This window comes from Bradyrhizobium sp. USDA 241 (genome assembly GCF_049739505.1).
Taxonomy (GTDB): Bacteria; Pseudomonadota; Alphaproteobacteria; order Rhizobiales; family Xanthobacteraceae; genus Bradyrhizobium; species Bradyrhizobium liaoningense.
Map to the genome: position 1 here is coordinate 3,545,961 of NZ_JBMGPZ010000005.1, position 17,867 is coordinate 3,563,827.

Annotated in this window: 24 protein-coding genes and 3 pseudogenes; 20 read left to right on the forward strand and 7 right to left on the reverse strand. The window is 63.7% G+C overall.

The window, feature by feature from the left end; all coding sequences use genetic code 11:
* Positions 1-5: 5 nt before the first annotated feature.
* From ABIF91_RS39035 to ABIF91_RS39065, 7 genes and pseudogenes are all read left to right on the forward strand, one after another.
* A pseudogene (locus ABIF91_RS39035) lies at positions 6-947 on the forward strand (dihydrodipicolinate synthase family protein); the annotation flags it as partial.
* 91 nt (positions 948-1,038) lie between these two features.
* Positions 1,039-1,461, forward strand: coding sequence for an IS66-like element accessory protein TnpA (gene tnpA, locus ABIF91_RS39040; RefSeq protein ID WP_424578819.1), 423 nt, complete (start codon positions 1,039-1,041; stop codon positions 1,459-1,461).
* Positions 1,458-1,814 carry an IS66 family insertion sequence element accessory protein TnpB gene (gene tnpB / locus ABIF91_RS39045; protein ID WP_424579727.1) on the forward strand — a complete coding sequence of 119 codons (357 nt, stop codon included), beginning with the start codon at positions 1,458-1,460 and terminating at the stop codon, positions 1,812-1,814. Before tnpA ends, tnpB begins: the two co-directional genes overlap by 4 nt.
* Before the next feature lie 50 nt (positions 1,815-1,864).
* A complete protein-coding gene (gene tnpC / locus ABIF91_RS39050) occupies positions 1,865-3,415 on the forward strand; it encodes an IS66 family transposase (protein WP_035681142.1) in 1,551 nt (516 codons plus the stop codon).
* Entirely contained in the window at positions 3,412-4,062 is a 651-nt protein-coding gene (locus ABIF91_RS39055; protein WP_063712394.1) for a UPF0149 family protein, read from the forward strand. Before tnpC ends, ABIF91_RS39055 begins: the two co-directional genes overlap by 4 nt.
* A gap of 48 nt (positions 4,063-4,110) precedes the next feature.
* Positions 4,111-4,230 (forward strand): annotated as a pseudogene (locus ABIF91_RS39060) (dihydrodipicolinate synthase family protein); the annotation flags it as partial.
* A gap of 25 nt (positions 4,231-4,255) precedes the next feature.
* Positions 4,256-4,695 (forward strand): annotated as a pseudogene (locus tag ABIF91_RS39065) (ABC transporter ATP-binding protein); the annotation flags it as partial.
* A gap of 147 nt (positions 4,696-4,842) precedes the next feature.
* Here the strand turns inward: ABIF91_RS39065 and ABIF91_RS39070 are convergent.
* From ABIF91_RS39070 to ABIF91_RS39080, 3 genes are all read right to left on the reverse strand, one after another.
* Positions 4,843-5,934 carry a TRAP transporter substrate-binding protein gene (locus tag ABIF91_RS39070; protein WP_028180809.1) on the reverse strand — a complete coding sequence of 364 codons (1,092 nt, stop codon included), beginning with the start codon at positions 5,932-5,934 and terminating at the stop codon, positions 4,843-4,845.
* A gap of 123 nt (positions 5,935-6,057) precedes the next feature.
* Positions 6,058-6,315, reverse strand: coding sequence for a hypothetical protein (locus ABIF91_RS39075; RefSeq protein ID WP_024338019.1), 258 nt, complete (start codon positions 6,313-6,315; stop codon positions 6,058-6,060).
* A gap of 65 nt (positions 6,316-6,380) precedes the next feature.
* Positions 6,381-7,400, reverse strand: a complete 1,020-nt coding sequence (locus ABIF91_RS39080; RefSeq protein ID WP_028180808.1) for a DUF2778 domain-containing protein — start codon at positions 7,398-7,400, stop codon at positions 6,381-6,383.
* Positions 7,401-7,638: 238 nt separating this feature from the next.
* Here ABIF91_RS39080 and ABIF91_RS39085 point away from each other — a divergent pair, with 238 nt between their 5' ends.
* The 11 genes from ABIF91_RS39085 to ABIF91_RS39135 all read left to right on the forward strand — a co-directional run bounded on the left by ABIF91_RS39085 (position 7,639) and on the right by ABIF91_RS39135 (position 14,991).
* On the forward strand, positions 7,639-9,045 hold the full coding sequence (locus ABIF91_RS39085) for a tyrosine-type recombinase/integrase (RefSeq protein WP_028180807.1): 1,407 nt from the start codon (positions 7,639-7,641) through the stop codon (positions 9,043-9,045).
* A gap of 329 nt (positions 9,046-9,374) precedes the next feature.
* Positions 9,375-9,773 carry a helix-turn-helix domain-containing protein gene (locus ABIF91_RS39090; protein WP_035696243.1) on the forward strand — a complete coding sequence of 133 codons (399 nt, stop codon included), beginning with the start codon at positions 9,375-9,377 and terminating at the stop codon, positions 9,771-9,773.
* Positions 9,774-10,028: 255 nt separating this feature from the next.
* Positions 10,029-10,412, forward strand: coding sequence for a helix-turn-helix domain-containing protein (locus tag ABIF91_RS39095; protein WP_050995243.1), 384 nt, complete (start codon positions 10,029-10,031; stop codon positions 10,410-10,412).
* A complete protein-coding gene (locus ABIF91_RS39100; protein WP_028180805.1) occupies positions 10,409-10,666 on the forward strand; it encodes a hypothetical protein in 258 nt (85 codons plus the stop codon). The genes ABIF91_RS39095 and ABIF91_RS39100 overlap by 4 nt, the downstream gene beginning before the upstream one ends.
* Positions 10,666-10,827 carry a hypothetical protein gene (locus ABIF91_RS39105; RefSeq protein WP_424579728.1) on the forward strand — a complete coding sequence of 54 codons (162 nt, stop codon included), beginning with the start codon at positions 10,666-10,668 and terminating at the stop codon, positions 10,825-10,827. Before ABIF91_RS39100 ends, ABIF91_RS39105 begins: the two co-directional genes overlap by 1 nt.
* A 347-nt stretch (positions 10,828-11,174) precedes the next feature.
* Complete coding sequence (locus tag ABIF91_RS39110; RefSeq protein WP_424578699.1) at positions 11,175-12,518, forward strand: IS1380-like element ISBdi2 family transposase; 1,344 nt, start codon at positions 11,175-11,177, stop codon at positions 12,516-12,518.
* Between the two features lie 288 nt (positions 12,519-12,806).
* Complete coding sequence (locus ABIF91_RS39115) at positions 12,807-13,148, forward strand: helix-turn-helix domain-containing protein (protein ID WP_028182112.1); 342 nt, start codon at positions 12,807-12,809, stop codon at positions 13,146-13,148.
* Positions 13,149-13,164: 16 nt separating this feature from the next.
* Positions 13,165-13,488: a hypothetical protein gene (locus ABIF91_RS39120; RefSeq protein WP_028182111.1), complete on the forward strand. Its 324-nt coding sequence runs from the start codon at positions 13,165-13,167 to the stop codon at positions 13,486-13,488.
* Between the two features lie 24 nt (positions 13,489-13,512).
* Positions 13,513-13,866 (forward strand): helix-turn-helix domain-containing protein, encoded by a 354-nt coding sequence (locus tag ABIF91_RS39125; protein WP_028182110.1) that lies wholly within the window; start codon positions 13,513-13,515, stop codon positions 13,864-13,866.
* A gap of 16 nt (positions 13,867-13,882) precedes the next feature.
* Positions 13,883-14,707 carry a hypothetical protein gene (locus ABIF91_RS39130; RefSeq protein ID WP_028182109.1) on the forward strand — a complete coding sequence of 275 codons (825 nt, stop codon included), beginning with the start codon at positions 13,883-13,885 and terminating at the stop codon, positions 14,705-14,707.
* Positions 14,704-14,991 carry a hypothetical protein gene (locus ABIF91_RS39135; RefSeq protein WP_028182108.1) on the forward strand — a complete coding sequence of 96 codons (288 nt, stop codon included), beginning with the start codon at positions 14,704-14,706 and terminating at the stop codon, positions 14,989-14,991. The genes ABIF91_RS39130 and ABIF91_RS39135 overlap by 4 nt, the downstream gene beginning before the upstream one ends.
* On the opposite strand, the gene ABIF91_RS39140 is transcribed toward ABIF91_RS39135, so the two are convergent.
* The 3 genes from ABIF91_RS39140 to ABIF91_RS39150 form a co-directional block, all read right to left on the reverse strand.
* Complete coding sequence (locus tag ABIF91_RS39140; RefSeq protein WP_028182107.1) at positions 14,992-15,255, reverse strand: hypothetical protein; 264 nt, start codon at positions 15,253-15,255, stop codon at positions 14,992-14,994.
* Positions 15,252-15,689 (reverse strand): hypothetical protein, encoded by a 438-nt coding sequence (locus ABIF91_RS39145; protein WP_028182106.1) that lies wholly within the window; start codon positions 15,687-15,689, stop codon positions 15,252-15,254. Before ABIF91_RS39145 ends, ABIF91_RS39140 begins: the two co-directional genes overlap by 4 nt.
* A gap of 297 nt (positions 15,690-15,986) precedes the next feature.
* Positions 15,987-16,322: a hypothetical protein gene (locus ABIF91_RS39150; RefSeq protein ID WP_028182105.1), complete on the reverse strand. Its 336-nt coding sequence runs from the start codon at positions 16,320-16,322 to the stop codon at positions 15,987-15,989.
* A 336-nt stretch (positions 16,323-16,658) separates the two neighbouring features.
* On the opposite strand from ABIF91_RS39150, the gene ABIF91_RS39155 reads away from it, so the two are divergent.
* Positions 16,659-16,790, forward strand: coding sequence for a hypothetical protein (locus ABIF91_RS39155; RefSeq protein WP_283805430.1), 132 nt, complete (start codon positions 16,659-16,661; stop codon positions 16,788-16,790).
* Positions 16,791-16,985: 195 nt separating this feature from the next.
* Positions 16,986-17,657: a DNA ligase gene (locus ABIF91_RS39160; protein WP_424579729.1), complete on the forward strand. Its 672-nt coding sequence runs from the start codon at positions 16,986-16,988 to the stop codon at positions 17,655-17,657.
* Here ABIF91_RS39160 and ABIF91_RS39165 read toward each other — a convergent pair.
* Positions 17,650-17,781 carry a hypothetical protein gene (locus tag ABIF91_RS39165; protein WP_424579730.1) on the reverse strand — a complete coding sequence of 44 codons (132 nt, stop codon included), beginning with the start codon at positions 17,779-17,781 and terminating at the stop codon, positions 17,650-17,652. The two genes, ABIF91_RS39160 and ABIF91_RS39165, sit on opposite strands and share 8 nt — an antisense overlap.
* Between the last annotated feature and the right edge of the window lie 86 nt (positions 17,782-17,867).

Genomic DNA, 17,867 nt, shown 5'->3' on the forward strand with positions numbered 1-17,867 from the left:
ACATCATGCACCACAGCCAGATCAACAGCGACGTCCGCAAGCTGATCGCCGACGGCACCGTGCTGCCGGCGCATCCGCTCGCGCTCACCGCCGAGCGACAGCTCGACAAGACGCATCAGCGTGCGCTGACGCGCTATTACATCGACGCCGGCTCGGGCGGCCTTGCCGTCGGTGTGCACACCACGCAATTCGCGATCCGCGACGTCGGCCTCTACCGTCCCGTGCTCGAGCTCGCCGCAGAGACCGCAGCACACTGGACCAGGCGTCCGCTCGCAATGGTCGCAGGCCTTGCCGGCCCGACCAGCCAGGCGATCACAGAGGCCCGCACCGCACGCGACATCGGCTATCACGCCGGCCTGCTCAGCCTCGCCGCGATGAAGAACGCCTCCGAGGACGAGATCATCGCGCATTGCACGGCGGTCGCCGCCGAGATTCCGCTGGTTGGCTTCTACCTTCAGCCGGCCGTCGGCGGCGTTGTCCTGTCGAGCCGGTTCTGGCAGCGCTTCGCCTCGATCGACAACGTCATTGCGATCAAGATCGCACCGTTCAACCGCTACCGTACCCTCGATGTTCTGCGCGGCGTCGCAGCCGCCGGCGCGCTCGACCGCGTCGCGCTTTACACCGGCAATGACGACCACATCCTGCTCGACCTGATGCTGCCGTTCGATCTCCGCGACAAGGGCGTCACCACGCGCACCTATTTCAAGGGCGGCCTGCTCGGCCACTGGTCGGTCTGGACCGCGAGCGCCATCCAGCAGTTCGAACGCTGCAAGGCGGCCCGGAACAAGGACAGCGTGCCCGCCGACCTGCTCGCGCTCGATGCCCGCGTCACCGACTGCAACAGCGCGTTCTTCGACGTCGCCAACAATTTCCACGGCTGCATCGCCGGCTGCCACGAGGTCTTGCGGCGCGAGGGCCTGATGAAAGGTCTGTGCTGCTTCGATCCAAAGATAGCGGTACGACGACCCCACCTCGTTTAGGTGGACGGGATGAGCGAGACTCGCGCGTGGATTTGACAACGCGAGGGACGCTCGTTCCATGCATCAAGACAGACATCAAGACGGGCATGATGCCGCCTCCTATCAGCGGATCGAGGTGATCACAGGGGAGAGGCGACGGCGCAGTTGGAGCGATGCGGAGAAGGCGCGGATCGTGGCCGAGAGTGCCGATCCGGAGACGAGCATTTCCGAGGTGGCTCGACGCAACGGGGTGAACCGGGGACTGCTCAGTGTGTGGCGGCGCCAGGCGCGGCTCGCGTCGAGCGAAGCGCCGCAGTTCGTGCAAGTCAGGCTCCAGGCCGCCGTCGAGGCGCAGCCGAACGCGATCGATAAGGCGCATGTTCTGACGGATCCGGCCGAGCGGATCGAGGTGATGATCGCGGGCGCGACGGTGCGCGTGCCCGTCGGCGTCGACGCCGCGACGCTGGAGCGCGTGCTGGCGGCGGTGAGATCGACGCGATGATCTCTTTCGGTCCAATGGTCCGTGTGTTCGTCGCGACGCAGCCGATTGACTTTCGTAAAGGCGTTCATGGCCTTGTCGCGCTGGTAGCGGAGGGATTAGGCGGCAAGCCCTACAGCGGTGACGTTTATGTCTTCCGATCGAAGCGATCGGATCGTTTGAAGCTACTGGTTTTTGACGGCTCGGGAATGGTTCTAGCGACGAAGTGGCTGGAGAATCGGGGCTTTGCCTGGCCACCTGTTCGCGAGGGTACGATGCCGGTGACGGGGGCGCAACTGGCGATGCTGATTGAAGGTCTTGCGGAGTGGTCGCGTGTGGTCCCGAAGGTGACGAAGCGGCCGACGAAGGTTGCCTGAAGCGTCTTGTTTTGCTGGCGATTGCGAGTGCGTTCGTGTAGCTCTGCGATATGGCGCTTCGCCCCGAAGATCTCCCCTCTGACCCTGCGGCTCTTGCCGAGATGGTGCTGGCTTTCGAAGGCGAGAACGATGATCTGCGCGCAGAGATCGCCACGTTGAAGAGCCTGATCTTCGGCGCACGATCGGAGCGCGCGGCGATCGTCTGCGCCGAACAGATCGCGTTTGATCTGGAACGGACCGCCGGCTCACAGCTCCCGGCCAATGACGACAAACCGGACGCGCCGCGGCCGGAGCGGCGCAAAGCGAAGCGCAACATCGGCGCGCTGCCGGCGCATCTGCCTCGGGTCGAGCGGGTGATCGAGCCGGCGTCCACGCTGTGCCCGTGCTGCACGGGTCAGATGCATCGGATCGGCGAGGAGAGCAGCGAAGCGCTCGATCGGGTTCCCGCGTGGCTGCGCGTGCTCCGCACGATCCGTCCAAAATACGCCTGCCGCTCCTGTGAGGGCCCGATTGTCCAGGCCCCGGCACCGGCGCGGCTCGTCGAGGGCGGCATGGCAACGACGGCGCTGATCGCGCATATCGCCGCGGCCAAATATGCCTGGCAATCGACGCTCTATCGCCAGACGCAGATCCTGGCGGGTCAGGGTGTCGTCGTCGACCGTCAGACGCTGGCGCGCTGGATGGGGAGCGCGGCGTGGCTGGTCAGGGGCCTCTACGATCTGCAACTGAAGACTATGCACGGCTTCGAGCGGCTGTTCTGCGACGAGACGCCGATGCCAGTGCTCGATCCGGGACGCGGCCGCACGAGGATCTGCCAGTTCTGGGCGCACGCGACGGACGATCGGGCGTGGAAGGGGCCGGCGCCGCCGGCGGTCGCCTACGTGTTCGCAGGTGGTCGCGGCAAAAAGGAGATCGTGGCGCAGTTAGCCGGCTTCGAAGGCGTGCTGCAAGTCGACGGCTATGCCGCCTACGCCTCGCTGGCGGGCGATGCGATGATGTCGGGCCAGATCCAGCTGGCGTATTGTCTCGTTCACGCGCGCCGCAACTTCGTGAGGGTGCACAAGACGACGAACTCACCCTTCGCCGCGGAGGTCATCGAGCGCATTGCGGCCGTCTACGCGATCGAGGAGAGGATCCGCGGTCTCGATGCTGGGGAACGCCGCGCGACGCGACAGGCCGAGACGAAGCCGCTGATGGAGGCGTTGAGGGCCCGTCTGATCGCGGTGAAGGACGGGATCTCCCGCCGCTCGACGCTCATCAAGGCGATCGACTACATGCTCGAACGCTGGCAGGGCCTGACGACGTTCCTGGATGACGGGCGGCTCGAGCCGGACACCAACACGGTCGAACGATCGATCAGGCCAATTGCGATCGGAAAAAAGAACTCGTTGTTCAGTGGTGACGAAGGCGGGGGCGAGACCTGGGCGATACTCGCTTCGCTTCTTAACACAGCGAAATTGAATGGCCTCGACCCCGAGGCGTATCTCGTCGACGTTCTCGATCGCATGGTGAGCGGCGCCACGAAGACCAACCAGCTTCACGAACTTCTGGCCTGGAACTGGAAGGCCGCACGCGAAGCCGAAAAGCGGGCCGTGGCATGACGAAGCCGAAGCAAGGGCGGGGAACGCGAAAAGCACGCAAGACGACGATGGCGGACTATGCCATGTCGTTCGAACGGCTCGGGCAATGGATCAGCAAGCGCGCCAGGTCGCCGACGCTTCGGCATCCGCGGGCGACGTCGCTCTCCATGCTCGATGGCGCGGTGGCCGCGGTCGTCGCCGGGCCGGTCTCGATGGCGTCCGAGGAATGGGTGTGCCCGCTCCTCGGCGTAGATCCCGACGCCTTCAATCACGACACCGAGGAGTTCTCGGCAATCGCCGCCACGCTGATGCGCCACAACGCTATCAGCGAGACGCTGTCGACGAGACCGGAGAGCTTCGAGCCGCTGTTCGTGCGATCACCGGACGGCGAAGTCGACCCGCAGCCCTGGTGCATGGGCTTCTACGCCGTCATGAAGCTTCGGCTTCTCGTCTGGTCGCGGCTTCTCCCCCCGAATGGAACCGAACACCTTATGCTGCGGCCGATCTTGGTCCATTGCATCGACGACGCCGGTCGACCCTTGCTACCCCCGGCCCGGCGCACGCTGGGAACGCAGCCCATCATCCAAAACGCCTGGCGCAACATTCCAGCAACCGTCGAGGCCCTCCGGCAGTTCTGGATGCCTATACGCTTCAAGCGCGGTGCGTAGGCCGTCCGCACCAAGTCCGTGGCTCCGTGGGCCTCTCGTACCGTTTACGATCCAAACGAGGGGCTCAGCCCCGGCCAGAAGGAGGAGATCGACCGCGTCTGCCGCGAGCACGCCGACCTCAGCGACGATGCTTTCGTCGCCGCGAATTTGAACAAATGGCTGGCATGAGCTCGGAGCCCTTCATCAGCCTGCGATGAAGGCCGCGCGCGAGCGGGCGCGCGACCTGCTCAACCTCGTCGGGCTCGCCGGCTACGAGCAGAAATATCCGCAACACTGTCCGGCGGCATGCAGCAGCGCACGGCGATCGCGCGCGCCTTCATCCACGATCCGAAACTGATCCTGATGGACGAGCCGTTCGGCGCACTGGATGCGCTGACGCGCGAGCAGATGAATTTGGAGATGCTGCGGATCTGGCGCGAGAGCGGCAAGACCATCATCTTCGTCACGCACTCAATCCAGGAAGCGGTGTTCCTGTCCTCGCATTGCGCGGTGCTGACCGCGGGACCCGCGAAGATGGCCGACTATTTCCCGATCGACCTGCCCTTCCCGCGCGACCTTCCGCTGAAGACGACGGACGCGTTCGGCGCGTATGCAAGACGGATTTATGCGAAACTGGGGCTGGGCGCGGCGTAAGTCGCCACACGAAAATTCTCGTAGGGTGGGCAAAGCGGAGCGTGCCCACCATTGCAAGTGAAGTACGTGATGGTGGGCACGGCGAAAGTGCGCCTTTGCCCACCCTACGGGAGCGCGGCGCAATCGCAGCGCCGCTCTCCCCTCACGTCAGCTCTTGTTGCGCATCTTGCTGAGCAGATAGTTGTCGTAGAAGTTCTCCGCGATCTGCGTGTAGAAGAGCAGCTCCTTCATATACGCGTCGTGGCTCTCCTTGGTCCGCTTGAACAGGTCGCTCTTGGCGGCGAGCTCGTTCAGATGGTCCTGGGTCGCGTTGTAGCAGGCTTCCAGCACCGGCTGCGGGAACGCTTTCAACTCAGTGCCGCTCGCGATCAGCCGCTTCAGCGCGGCCGGGTTGACGCTGTCGTATTTCTCGAGCATCCAGGCGCCGGCCGCCGCGCCCGCCTGGTTGACGATCGCCTGGTATTGCTTCGGCAGCGAATTCCACTTCTCGTCATTGACGACCATGTGCAGCATGGCGCCGCCTTCCCACCAGCCGGGGAAGTAGTAATATTTGGCGACCTTGTAGAAGCCGAGCTTTTCGTCGTCATAGGGACCGACGAACTCGACCGCGTCGATCGTGCCCTTCTCCAGCGCCGGATAGATATCGCCGCCCGCGATCTGCTGCGGGACGACCCCGAGCTTTGCCAGCACGTGGCCACCCATGCCGGCGATGCGGAATTTGAGACCCTTGAGATCGTCGACGGTCTTGATCTCCTTGCGGAACCAGCCGCCCATCTGGGTGCCGGAATTGCCGCAGAGGATGGCGTGCGCCTTGAAGGGTTTGAGCGCCTCGTTGGTGAGGTCGGCGCCGCCACCGAAGTACCACCACGACTCCTGATGGCGATGGTTCATGCCGAACGGCGCGCCGGTGGCATAGGCCAGCGCCGGCTCCTTGCCGATGTAGAAATAGAGCGGCGTCTGCGCCATCTCCACCGATGCGGTGCTGACGGCATCCAGCGCCTGGAGGCCGGGCACGAGCTCGCCCGCCGAGAAGGTCTGGATCTGGAATTTGTTGTCGGTGGCCTCAGCGACGTATTTCGCGAAGGTCTGCGCCGTGCCGTAGATGGTGTCGAGCGATCTCGGAAAGCTCGAGGTCAGGCGCCATTTGATCTCGGGCGCGCTCTGCGCGATCGCAGGTGCAGCAACCAGCGTCGTCGCGCCGGCGACCGCGCCCCCCTGGATAAATGTACGGCGTTTCATGATGTGGACTCTCCCTGGAAGTAGATTTCGAACATATGGGCTTTGTGGCGACGGTCTTCGCGGACCGTTTGCCCGTTCCTATAGCGGAGTTCAAGTTGCGAGGAGAAGGCCCGTACGGAGCTCTCAGAGCAGCTTGGCGCTGACGAACAGCGCGCGCACGGCGTTGGTCGCCTGCACCGCCAGCATGGCGTTACCGGCGGCGCCTTCCAGGGCTGCGACTGCGTCCTCGTGCAGGGAGCGAAATTCCATCCACTCGACCGACTTGAAGTTGGTGAGGAATTGATAGGCCTGACCGACGGTCGCGATCGCCAACGTGTCACCGTTCAGCTTGATCTTGAACGTCGTGCGCAGCGGGGTTTCGGAACTTGATGGATCACTCATGGGCTGCTTCTGGGCGAGGACGGCTTAACGAAGAGGAAACGGCAGCCCCGCCGTCGCAGGCAAGGTCAGGAATTGGTGCTCGCGCGCTGCGAAGCGGTGGCCGTCCCGCGCAGGCTCGGCACCACGACCAGGCGGTTGAACTCGCCATTGTCGTAGGCCTTCAGGAAACGGTCATAGTCCTTGATCGAGACGCAGCCGTTGGAATCGCCGCGCGGCCCGAGCAAGTAGTTGTGCGTGAGCAGACCGACGCGGCCAAGCGCACTGGTGCCCTCGGTCGGCGTCATGCGCAGGGCCCGGACGCCGTGGAACAGCTTTTCGCGCGGCTTGAGGTCGTAGGTCGCCGGCGGCGTCGCGCCGACCATCCGCCGGTCGACGTGGTCGGGGTCGTCCATCAGCGCGCCCAGGCCGGAATGGGCCTCCAGCGCCACCCCGCTCGGCAGATAGACCGCCTTGGCCGAGATGTCGTAGACCGCGGTTCGCGAGTCGTAGCCGAGGGAGGCGAGGTCCGGCGCCTTTGTCAGCAGCCCGCTATCCGGCGTCAACGAAGCCAGCTTGATCTTGTCGGTGAATCTTTCGAAGAAATTGCGGTTGTCGGCCCTGGAACCGGTGTCGGCATAGGCCTGGCTGGAGGCGATCTGGGCGGCCAGATCTGCCTGGACCGGACGCGAGCGCGGCATCGGGATGGCGTCGGCGCGCTGCGAGGGCCTAGCCTCTTCGGCTGCGGAGTGTTCGTCATCGGTCAGCATCGAGCGCCAGTCGTCGCCCTGAAGCCTCTGGGCGAGCATCGCCTTGGCATCTCTCAGCTTGAGCTGGACCGCATTCACGGCGGAGCGCTCGAACGCCCGCAGGCCGAACTCGCGGGCCGGCGGGCTGCCGGAAGCCGACGCGAAACGGTCCTCGAACGAAGGAGCATTGGCCGGCGGCAACGCAGCGGAGACCAGCGGGGTCGAATCGCCGTTATCAGAAACCCACGCGGCGACGCCAAGCGCCAGCGCGACCGCTGCCACAGACAGTAGAATCGCCTCGGCCCGCCCCACACGGCGGCGCGACAACAGCCTCTCGGCGTTTGCTGCGTCGGAAACCATCAGATCCCCAAAATCGACCCCCGGGGGTGCCCACCCCCACCCGGAGACTCTATACCAGCTACCACATTGGGAGCCATGTCTATGATGGAATTGTGGCTCGGTAAAGAAAAGTTGGAAGCCCTTACAAAATAAGGGTTTTTGGCAAACACTCAGGGCCACGTTTTCACGCGTGGGCCCCACTTTTCCGGCGAGTCGGTTAGCCGGGGCTACGCTCCAACCTATCAAGTTTGAGGGGCAAATGCCGTACATCACCGACCTCCATCTCAAGGCCTCCGACACCCGCCAGAGCATCAGCGACTGCCCCGTGAAGGGCCAGAAGGGGTTCGTGCTGCGCACCACCCCCAACGGGGTGTTCAGCTTCTACTACCAGTACCTGAACAAGAAACGGCTGCATCCCGAGACCGGCAAGCCGGTGCGCGAGTGGCACCTGATCGGCGAACATCCGGTGTGGACGATTGCACGCGCCCGCGCTGAAGCCACCGCCCTCGCCGGGCTGGTCGCGAGCGGGAAGAGCATCACCGCTGAGCGCGCCCGCGACCTCGTCCTGTCCCGCGCCACCGGCCGCACCTTCCGGCAGATGCACGACGCCTACATGGCCTATTGCGAGGAGCCGGTGCTGCGCCGCTGGGGCACCGTGCCCCGCAAGGAGAGCCACGACGGCATCCGCTCGGCGCTGAGCCGCCCGCTGGCATGGTGGGGCGACCGGGTCGCCAGCGAGATCACCAGCCAAGAGATCATGGAGCTGTACCGCAGCTACGTCACGGAGAAGCACCCGGCCCAAGCCAACAACGTCCTGCAACAGCTTGGCACCATGTTCACATGGGGCAAGCATCCCGACCGCGCCTTCGTGACTGTCAACCCGGTCCCGACGCTGAGGGGTGACGACCGCGCGACCGAAGTCGGCGACATCGAGGATGGTCTCGTCCTCACCGCCGACCAGCTGCGCAAATTCTGGTTCGGTCTCGACGACCCGAACTGCCCCGGCTCGCCGCTCACCAAGCTGGCGCTGAAGCTGTCGCTGGTGACACTGCTGCGCACCGGGGAATGCTGCGCGATCCCGCGCGCAGGGATCGGGCCCGACACGGTGACGATCCCGCTCGCCGTCACCAAGGGGCGTCGCTCGCCCAAGGCGCGCGACCTCGTGCAGCCGCTCAACAGTCTGGCGCGCGAGATACTCGGTCAGGTCTTTTCCATTGGCGACCCGATGCGGGAGTATGCATTCCCGAAAGCGCGCGGCGGCCGGAAGTCCAGGAAGGCCGCCACCACCAACAAGCGCTACATGGCGCAGTGTTCACTCCAAATCATGACACGCCGTCGCGGATGCCGCGACAAGGAGCGCAGCCAGATCGGGATCAACCAGTATCTCGGCCTGCCCGAAGGCTTGTCGCCGCACGATCTGCGCCGCACCGGGGCCTGCATCCTTGAGCAGTTGGGGTACAGCGACGCCGAGATCGGCAAGGTGATGACGCACAAGGCGCCGGACAAGAACGCCGCCCCGGTCACCCGCAGGCACTATCTCGTGCCGGTCAAGATCATCGAGCGCCAGATCGTTGACCCTCGCGTCAAGGCACTCGACGACCTCGATGCCGCTCTGCGCGAAATACTCGGCCTGTCGTCAGCGCCGCAATTGGTCGAGGCCGCCTAAGCGTCAACAATCGCTCACCAGCCAGACCCCGCCACGGCGGGGTCTTTCTTTTCAGGATTGTATGGATCGCGTCCATACAATTGCGAAACGCTGCGATGAAGCCGCGTCCTAGCCATCCAACGTGATGCCGCCTGCTTAAACAGCAATCGCGCGGCGTTTGCTGTCTTCCTTTAATGCGAATTGCATCTCGACCCCGCTGTACGCACAACACTGGGCATAGCTGCGCCCTGCTCCACTATGCAGTTCGTGCCAGCGCAACAGCCGCTCGCAACATTGTCACTGGATCGCCCGCGCAGAACAACTACCTCCGCGCTGTGCAAGAGCGTGAGATGCCGATCCCGCTAAGACTGTCGCAGGCGCGCCGTGCGCTGGCGGAAATGTTCATCGACCTTTGCTTGGCGTTTCACGCCACCACGGTGCCGCTGGATCAGGAGCCGGGCGAGACCGATGCCAACCGCGCGTTGGTCGCTGTTGCTGCGCTGCTGGGTCACGCCGAAGGTCGTCCGATGAACGCCAGCGAGATCGCTGTCCGCCTCCGCATGCCGCGCACGTCCGTTATGCGACGGCTCAAAGTGTTGCGGGAGCAGGGCCTGCTGCAGCGGATCAAGGGCAGATATTATCTTGAGCCACATCGCGCGGCGCAGGTGCCACACCGGGACATATTCACACTGATCCTGGCAAGGGGCTTCAAGGAGATCGCGCCGATCCTGTCCGAAATGGACAGTTGATTTTAGCGATGCAGCAAAATCTTTTTGCGTGTCCGCGAGTTCTGCGGAAGAAGTTCTCCGACCGGCGCTACTTCGCACCTTATGCGATAATCCGTAGACAATGCGACCTGTACCGCTCGCCTCATTTCGGTCGTACTCTGTACGCCCTGTTGACTCCGGGGGGATTCGAATGTTGATTAACAATCGCGCCCCGGTTGACAACTGAGAAGGCGATTGTGTCGCAAACATCGCGACACCAACAGGAGGACGGGGACCGTGACGAAGAAAAAGCGGGCGGCAAAGCTGGGCCCGACAAAAGTGAACGCCGACACTGAACGGGAATTTGGTACGCGTCTGCGACTGGCGCGGCTCGCGAAGGACATGAGCCAGGAACAACTGGCTACTCAGTTCGGCCTCTCCTTCCAGCAGATACAGAAGTACGAGAAGGGCACCAACCGCATGTCCGGCTCCCGGCTGATCCAGTTCAGCAAGGCGCTCGACACCACGCCGCACCAGCTGCTGGGCTGGGACAAGACCGAAAGCGCGGCGATCATCGACGCCGAGGTCTACAAGCTGGCGCAGGTGTTCATGCAAATCCCGGCGCTGCTGCGCCCGCTCGTGCTGAAGCTGCTCAACGGCATCGTGGAGCTGGTCGCGTGAGCAACGTCGTCCGCATGAAGCCCGACGAGGGGCCGATCAACGAGCTGTACGTCTTCATTTCGAACGACGGCAAGGGCAACGACGGAATTGTTGTGGGCGGCCCGCAGAACACGCCGCTGATGACGGCGAAGCGCCATATCGCCGAAATGATGGTCGAGCACGCACGCGAGATCGCGACCGAGAACGGTGTCAACATCCGCATGCTGCGGTTCTGCTCACCGGACGAGATCGTGTTCATCGCGGGGAAGCACTGATGAGCGAGACCGTGACCATGTGGTTCATCGTGCTGATGCTGTTCGTCAGCTTCGTGCTGCTGGCGAACATCATCACGATGGCGCGCCACATCATGGTCATGCGGCTGATGACGATTGCGCTCCACGGGTTCATCGACCAGCAGCGCGTGCTCAACGACTAGGTTCTGGAGGAGGAGCGCAACAGCCTTGTCCGAACAGCACCAGAATGACGACCCGATCATCTACGTGATGACGATTCAGCAGGAAGCCGTAGCGCAAGGCATGTTGCCGATGTGGACTGTGTACGACCACCCGACCGACATCCCCGACAAATTCGTCGCGCGCTGCCACGTCGTGATGAAGGGCGAAAGCGGGCCGACCAACAACTGGATCACCGCCAGCACGCTAACCCGTCTTATTCGTAAGAGTGCGCCTGAGGGCTGGCGAGCGTGGTGTAAAGCGCTGATGCGGCGTAGGATTCGGTTGCGAAGCCACCCCATCACCTTCAACCGCGAACGCCACGCCCGCCATGACCGACGATACGATTCCGCCCTTCTCGTTTCCAGCCGTTCACGCCAAGAAAGTCACAGCTGCCTTCGATGGCGGTCGCCTGACCTCGAACGGGGGCGTGATGCTTCTGGCGATGGCCGAGCGGCGTCTCGGCTTGGCCGACAATCTGGCCCGGGTGTTCCCGGATCGGCGCGATCCGACGCGGGTCGTGCACAGCCTTGTCGATATGTTCCGCGCGCGCATGTTCGCGATCTGCTGCGGCTACGAGGACGCCGACGACCTCGATCATCTGCGGTCCGATCCCGCATTCAAGCTGGCCTGCGGACGGCTGCCGGACACGGGCCGCGATCTGTGTTCCCAACCGACGCTGTCGCGGCTGGAGAATGCTCCGCGCCTGCGCGACGTGATCCGACTGACCTACATTTTGGTCGACGCATGGATGGATAGCTACCCGCGCGAGCCGGCATCCGTCACGCTCGACATCGATGATACCTGCGATGTCGTCCACGGCCATCAGCAGCTCTCGCTGTTCAACGCTCATTATGACGAACGCTGCTTCCTGCCGATCCACGTCTACGACACGGAGAAGAGCCGTCCCGTGGCGGTCGTGCTGAGGCCCGGCAAGACGCCGGGCGGCGTCGAGGTGCGTGCCCTTCTGCGCCGCCTGGTACGGCATATCCGCACGCGGTGGCACAACACGCGAATTACGTTCCGTGGCGACGGGCACTATGCCCGGCCGGAGGCCATGGCGTGGTGCGAGACCAACGGCATCGACTACATCTTCGGTCTGTCCGGCACCAAGCCTCTCGCCAGAAAAGTCGACGAGGTCGCCGACGACATCCGCACCCGACGCGCCATCGAGAACCTGCCGGTTCTGCGTGGCTATACCGAGACGCGCCACAAGGCAAAGTCCTGGGATCGCGAACGGCGCACCGTCGCCCGTATTGAGGCGACGATGCTCGGCCTCGACATCCGTTTCGTCGTCACCAGCCTCGATGTCGGCTCGGCCGAGTGGATCTACGACAGCCTGTATTGCGCGCGCGGCCAAGCCGAGAATCTGATCAAGCTGCATAAGACGCAGCTCGCCTCCGACCGCACCAGCTGCCGTTCGGCGCTCGCCAACCAGGTCCGTCTCGTGCTCCATACGGCCGCTTATTGGCTGATGCTGACCGTGCGCGACGCCATTCCCAAAGTCCGGGAATTGGCCGCTGCCGAGTTCGCGACGCTGCGTCTTCGGCTCTTGAAAATCGCCGCCCGTGTCGTCGAGACCACGAGCCGCATTCGCCTTGCGTTTGCCGCGGCATGTCCCGAAGCCGACCTGATCTGCGGCTTGCCCGGCGCGCTGCTGCCGCTCGGTCCTTGACCGGCGGGGCGTCCGCCCCCGTTCGCCCAACCCATCCCTCAAGCGCGTTGCAAAGTACCGGTCGTCAGGCGGCGAAAAGCCGAAGGCAATCCTGTGCGCCTCGTCAGACAAGATGTGCGGCCGCATCAATCGGGCCCAAAAGCCGCACTCTCACGAATAGGACGGGCTAACAAGCCTGCGCATGATGCTGCGCATGGCCGGTCTCACTTGCCTGCGCCGCTCCCCCAGGACGACGCCAAGATCGTGGAGACGTGGCTGTGACATCTCGCAAACAACAGGGGAATAATAATGAACGAGCCTAAGAAGAACCGCAAACTGGCAAAGCAGATCGACCAGCATCTGGCCGAGCGCATCACCAAACCCACCTCGATCAAGTATCTGTGCCGCGTGTTCAAGCTGAACCGGCGCGCGCTGCTCCACATCTTCGTCGAACGCTACGACAGATCGCCCATCGAAGCGGCGCGCGCCTACCGCCTACGTGCGGCGCGCAAGATGATCCAGACCGGCGATGTCTTCGTCCAAGACGCCGCGCGCAAATACGGCTTCAGGCGGGCACCGGATTTTACCAACTACTACAAAGACGAATTTGGTGAACTCCCTTCGGTCACCCTGCGCCGGGCGAAACGCTAGAACACGGAGCACGCACATGACTGAGCACACCAAGGACAAGCTGGCGGCAGCGCTACGCGAAGTTGGTCTCGCCAAGATGGCCGACAAGGCCGCGACGGGCTATTACCACGATTTCCTGTCGCCGCTCGATCTGCCCGAGATTCAGCTCATGCGTGATCTCGCCCTGGCGGCTGATGACGCCGGAAAAGCGAACGACGCCACCCGCTTCTGCGAGATCGTCGCGTTGCGCGACCGCGCGATGAACGGGGATTTCGACGCCTCGGCCGAGGAGAGCGACGAATGGGCCAAGAGCCCCGAGGGGCAAGACGCGATGCGTCTCCTGATCCGGGGCAAGTCATGAGCCCGCTCCTGCCGCAGACCAAGGATGCCTGATGGGCACGCTGCCGCGCCGCAAGCAGAACGCGAGGCTCTCGGGTTCGGCACCGAGGCCTATGTCCGCCGCCTGCGCCTCATGCGCGAGATGGTCAGCGGCGAGAACCAGAAAGACTTCGCCCGCCGCGTCGGCGTCAGCACAGCACGCTGGAACAATTACGAGCAGGGTTATCCGATGGGCCGCGCGATGGCACTGCAGCTCATGGACCGCATCCCCGGCATGAGCATCGAGTGGCTCTGGTTCGGCAAGACCGCCAACCTGTCAGACCACTTCCGCACGCAGCTGATGAACCTCGAACGCTTCGAGGCGGCGCGTCGGCACCAGCACCTTCTCTACCAGTCCTGAACGAGGAATGAGAACCATGGCCTATCAGAACGAACTCACCGAGGTCGCAATCAACGAGCTGAAGGCGCACGGCATCCGGCCGCAACTACGCGACACCAACGGCGGCCACATCGAGATCGCGTGGCAGGTCGTCCCCGAGAAGGAGGTGCGCAAGATTGTCGTTGCGAAGACGACCAGTGACTGGCGCTCACGCATGAATACACGGGCGGACGTGCGCCGCCTGTTACGCGCCGACAATGTTTCGCTGAAGATGTCCACCGACAAACCGAAGAAGCCCGAGAAGCTGAAGGTCGAGCAGGCGCTGTCGCTGCCGGTCGAGGTGCTGCCGATCCCCGATCAGGTCGCCGCGATGCGTGGCGAGATGGCCGACCTCGCCGAGCTGGTCGTGCGCCTCGTCAAGATCGTCACGGGCGTGCGCGACACGATCTCGACCTACGTGCCGAAACCCGTGGAGGTCAAACTGGCACCAGCCTCGTCGCGCAGCATCAAGCTGGTCGAGTACCTCGCGCATGACCGCTGGACGAACATCGACACCCTGCCGCGCGACACCGGGTTGAAGCCCGAGCAGATCAAGCTGAAGCTGCAATATCTCAAGTCCCACGACGAGGTTGAGATTTTCCGGGGACAGGTCAAGCTGAAGCCGCCGAAGCAGGACGAGGTGAAGCCGAAGAAACTCCACTGGAAGACCGCGCAGAAGATCGCGCGCGAGGAAGCCGAGCGGGCGGCGAAGGAGAAGGCAGCAGCAAAGAAACCTGCCAAGGTGGCCGCGAAGAAGAAGGGACCGAAGACCAGCAGCGCCGTCGTCGTGCCCGCGTTCCTCAACGGAGCCACCGCGACATGAAGCTGGAGATGGCGAACGAGCCGGGCTGGATCGGAGGCTTCTCCCGGCATCAGGCCAGAGGCGCAATCCCCAACGGTTCGCGGATCATGAAGACGCGGGCCGAGCCGCGCGACATAAACGCCGTGGGGGCATTCGGCACCGTTCTCGGCTCCATCGACACGCGCGAGGTCGATGCAGCTTTCGCAAAGCGAATGAGCGCCGACTACGTCTACTGGGTCGAGTGGGACGACGCGCCCAAGTGCGCCGTGTTCATTGTCGGCTGGAAGATCGGCCGACCGACGTGACTATTTGAGCAGGTCTTGGCCCGGTGCCAGCAGACGCACATAGGTGCCGCTCTCGTGCAATTCGAGCCAGCCCTTCTCGACGGCGTAATCGATGCCAGCCCCGAACTCCGCACCCCTACCCTTGAGCGTGTAGAGGAACGGCGCGTTGATTTTCTCGATGTGGATGCGGCCATCCTGAACCGGCGGGATGCTGGCAGCCAGCTCGATCAGTTTGCGGGCGGCGGCTTCCGGGTCGGCGTAGGGCCGCTGTTCAACGTGTCTCATGCGCCAATACCCCGGTGAACCGTGTGGATGTGCTCCTCGATACCGATGGAGATCGGCGCGCCGCAGAAGCACGTTGACTGGCCGTTCTGGTTCTGCGTCGGCATTCGGCACCCCTCAGCCCACATGCGATATTTCCACGCATGGTAGTCGCGGCTGAGCCGCCACGCCTCGTAATTGTCCTCAGTGAGCGTCGGCTCCACTTGCCGCCACGCGCTCTCGAACGCAACGCGGGCCTCGTCGAACGTCCCGGCCGAGCCGGATCGATGCGTGCCCGGCTCCGTGCCGGGATAGAAGCCGATGCGCCAGCCCCATTGGTCGGCGCTGGTCGGCACGCCCGCACGCACACCAATCGACCCGACGCACACGTCGCCGAAATAGACGTTCCAAGTCTCCTGGTGCTCTTTGTCGCTGCGGCGTCTGGTGAGGGCTGTCATGGCGATGCCCTCGCATGGGACTGGAGGCGTTCATAACCGCATCCCCGAAACCTCACGGGTTCCGGCGCTGACGCGAATCAGTGTAAGTTTCGGCCGCTCACAAACTGAAGGGGGCTCCACGCTTCGTGAAAGCAGTTTATGAAGCCCAGAACGACTACCATCCTCATTCGCGTCAATGTCGCGGCCTGCCTCTTCGGCATCGCCGCGATCATCAAGGCGCTGATGTAACGAAATGAAAGCGGAGGCCGGAAACGCGCCTCCGCTTTTCTTTTCTCCGCGACGTCGGACGCCTGACGTCTACAACAGGAGGAGCTGGATCGCCGCGCCCTGCCCGTGCGTTGCGAGGAACGTCTCCAGCGACGGAGGCACCTCATCGCGGTCGGTGCAGCGCTGCCGCAGCTCGACGGCGATCTCGTCCGAGGCGTCCTGCGCCCAGCCCGCGCCGGGGTTGAAACAGACGATCCTGGCGGGGTTGTGGTACTGCCCCTCAATCAGGTGGCGCAGCAGGGTCTCGCGTTCAGTGTGCGCCTCGTCCATCTCGGGCCACGCCCGGCCGAGCGGTTGGCCATAGTCATCGAGCACCATGTAGATGTCCCGCTCCGCGCCCGGAGCAATCGAAGGCGAGGAACGCATACTCTTCTCCCGCGAGGCTGCGCCCACATTCCAGCCGGTCGCCGCGCAGCCGTCAAGTGAGGCGTCGCCGTCGCTGCAGCAGTTTCTGTTGCACCACAGCCACGCGTGATCCCCGGTTTGCCCGGATGTTGCGACCAGGTGACATTTTCTGGAAATTAGCTGTTGCTCGCACAAAATGCGGGCAGGTGCCTGTTCGTAAGTCACTCGGCGCGTATGAGTGCCTACATTGCGCGTTGCGTCGAGTAGGCGCGTCGATGTTCAATGTAGGCATGGTGGTCCGAGCCGATTCGGATGCACCTGAAACGCAACTGTCAAATGGAAAGGATGGTGATTTAAATGCAGTCTCTCGCCGTGAAGGTCGGCCCCATGGACATCACCGCATCCGGTGTTACCGGATGCGGCTTTGTTGTCCTCGTGATCCTGATCTTGTCTTGGATGACTAAGGCCGTCCCGCCGTTCGTCTTCTGACGCAACCAAGGCCCCGCGAAAGTCACGTCATGGGTGCGCCAACACCCTTGACGTGGCACCACGCTAACATAGCTGATTCCTCACCGCCAACTCCGTATTGTCCCCAGCATGATGGGGCCCGACGGCGCGTCTGAAGCGGCATGAGCATTTCGTAATTTTTCGGAAACGGCTGGGCAACGCACCCAGCCCGCCTATATGCTGACCGTAATGCCAAAGCCCTTTGAGCCAGCCCTGCCGGTCAAGGGGGCCACGGTTCCCCTCGGCCCCGACTGGCTGCATGAAATCAAATATGACGGCTACCGCCTGATCGTGGTGCGGCAGGACAAGTCGGTGCGCCTGCTCACCAAAGGCGGCCATGACTGGAGCAAGCGCTATCCGCTGATCGTCGAGGCGGCCCTGCAGAACCGGCAGAAGCGTTTCGTGATCGATGGCGAGGCCGTGGTGCTGACCATGACCGGCCTGCCCGATTTCGACGCCCTGCACTCCCGCAGGCACGACGACGAGGTCCAGCTCTACGCCTTCGACATCCTGGCGGGCGACGGCGACGATTACCGCAGCCTGCCGCTGAAGCTGCGCAAGCCCCACCTCGCCCGGCTGCTGGCGCGCCGCCCCGAGGGCATCTTCGCCGCCCCCTATGAGCAGGGCGAGATCGGCCCCGAGCTGTTCCGGCACGCCTGCCTGCACGGGCTGGAGGGGATGGTGTCGAAGCACGGCGACCGCGCCTACCGTGCCGGGCGATGCGACCACTGGATCAAGAACAAGAACAGGCAACACCCGGCCTTTCACCGCGTTCGCGAGACCCAAAAAAATAGCCCCCACGCCTTGCGGCGCAGGGGCACGTCAGTTGCTGGGGGTCGAACTATCTGAACAGCCTGCGCACTTCCTCGCAGGTCTCGGTCACGGAAATGAATTTGCCGTCGCTGGTATTGAGCACGCAGCGCACGTGGCCCGTCACCAGCCTGTTGTCGTCGCCGCCAGGCGCGGCGCGCATCGTCGTCACCGATTGCGGATTGACGTAGATGTCGTGCTGCGGCCCGTGCAGCAGGATCAGGACAACGGCAGCAAGAGAGCTGGCCC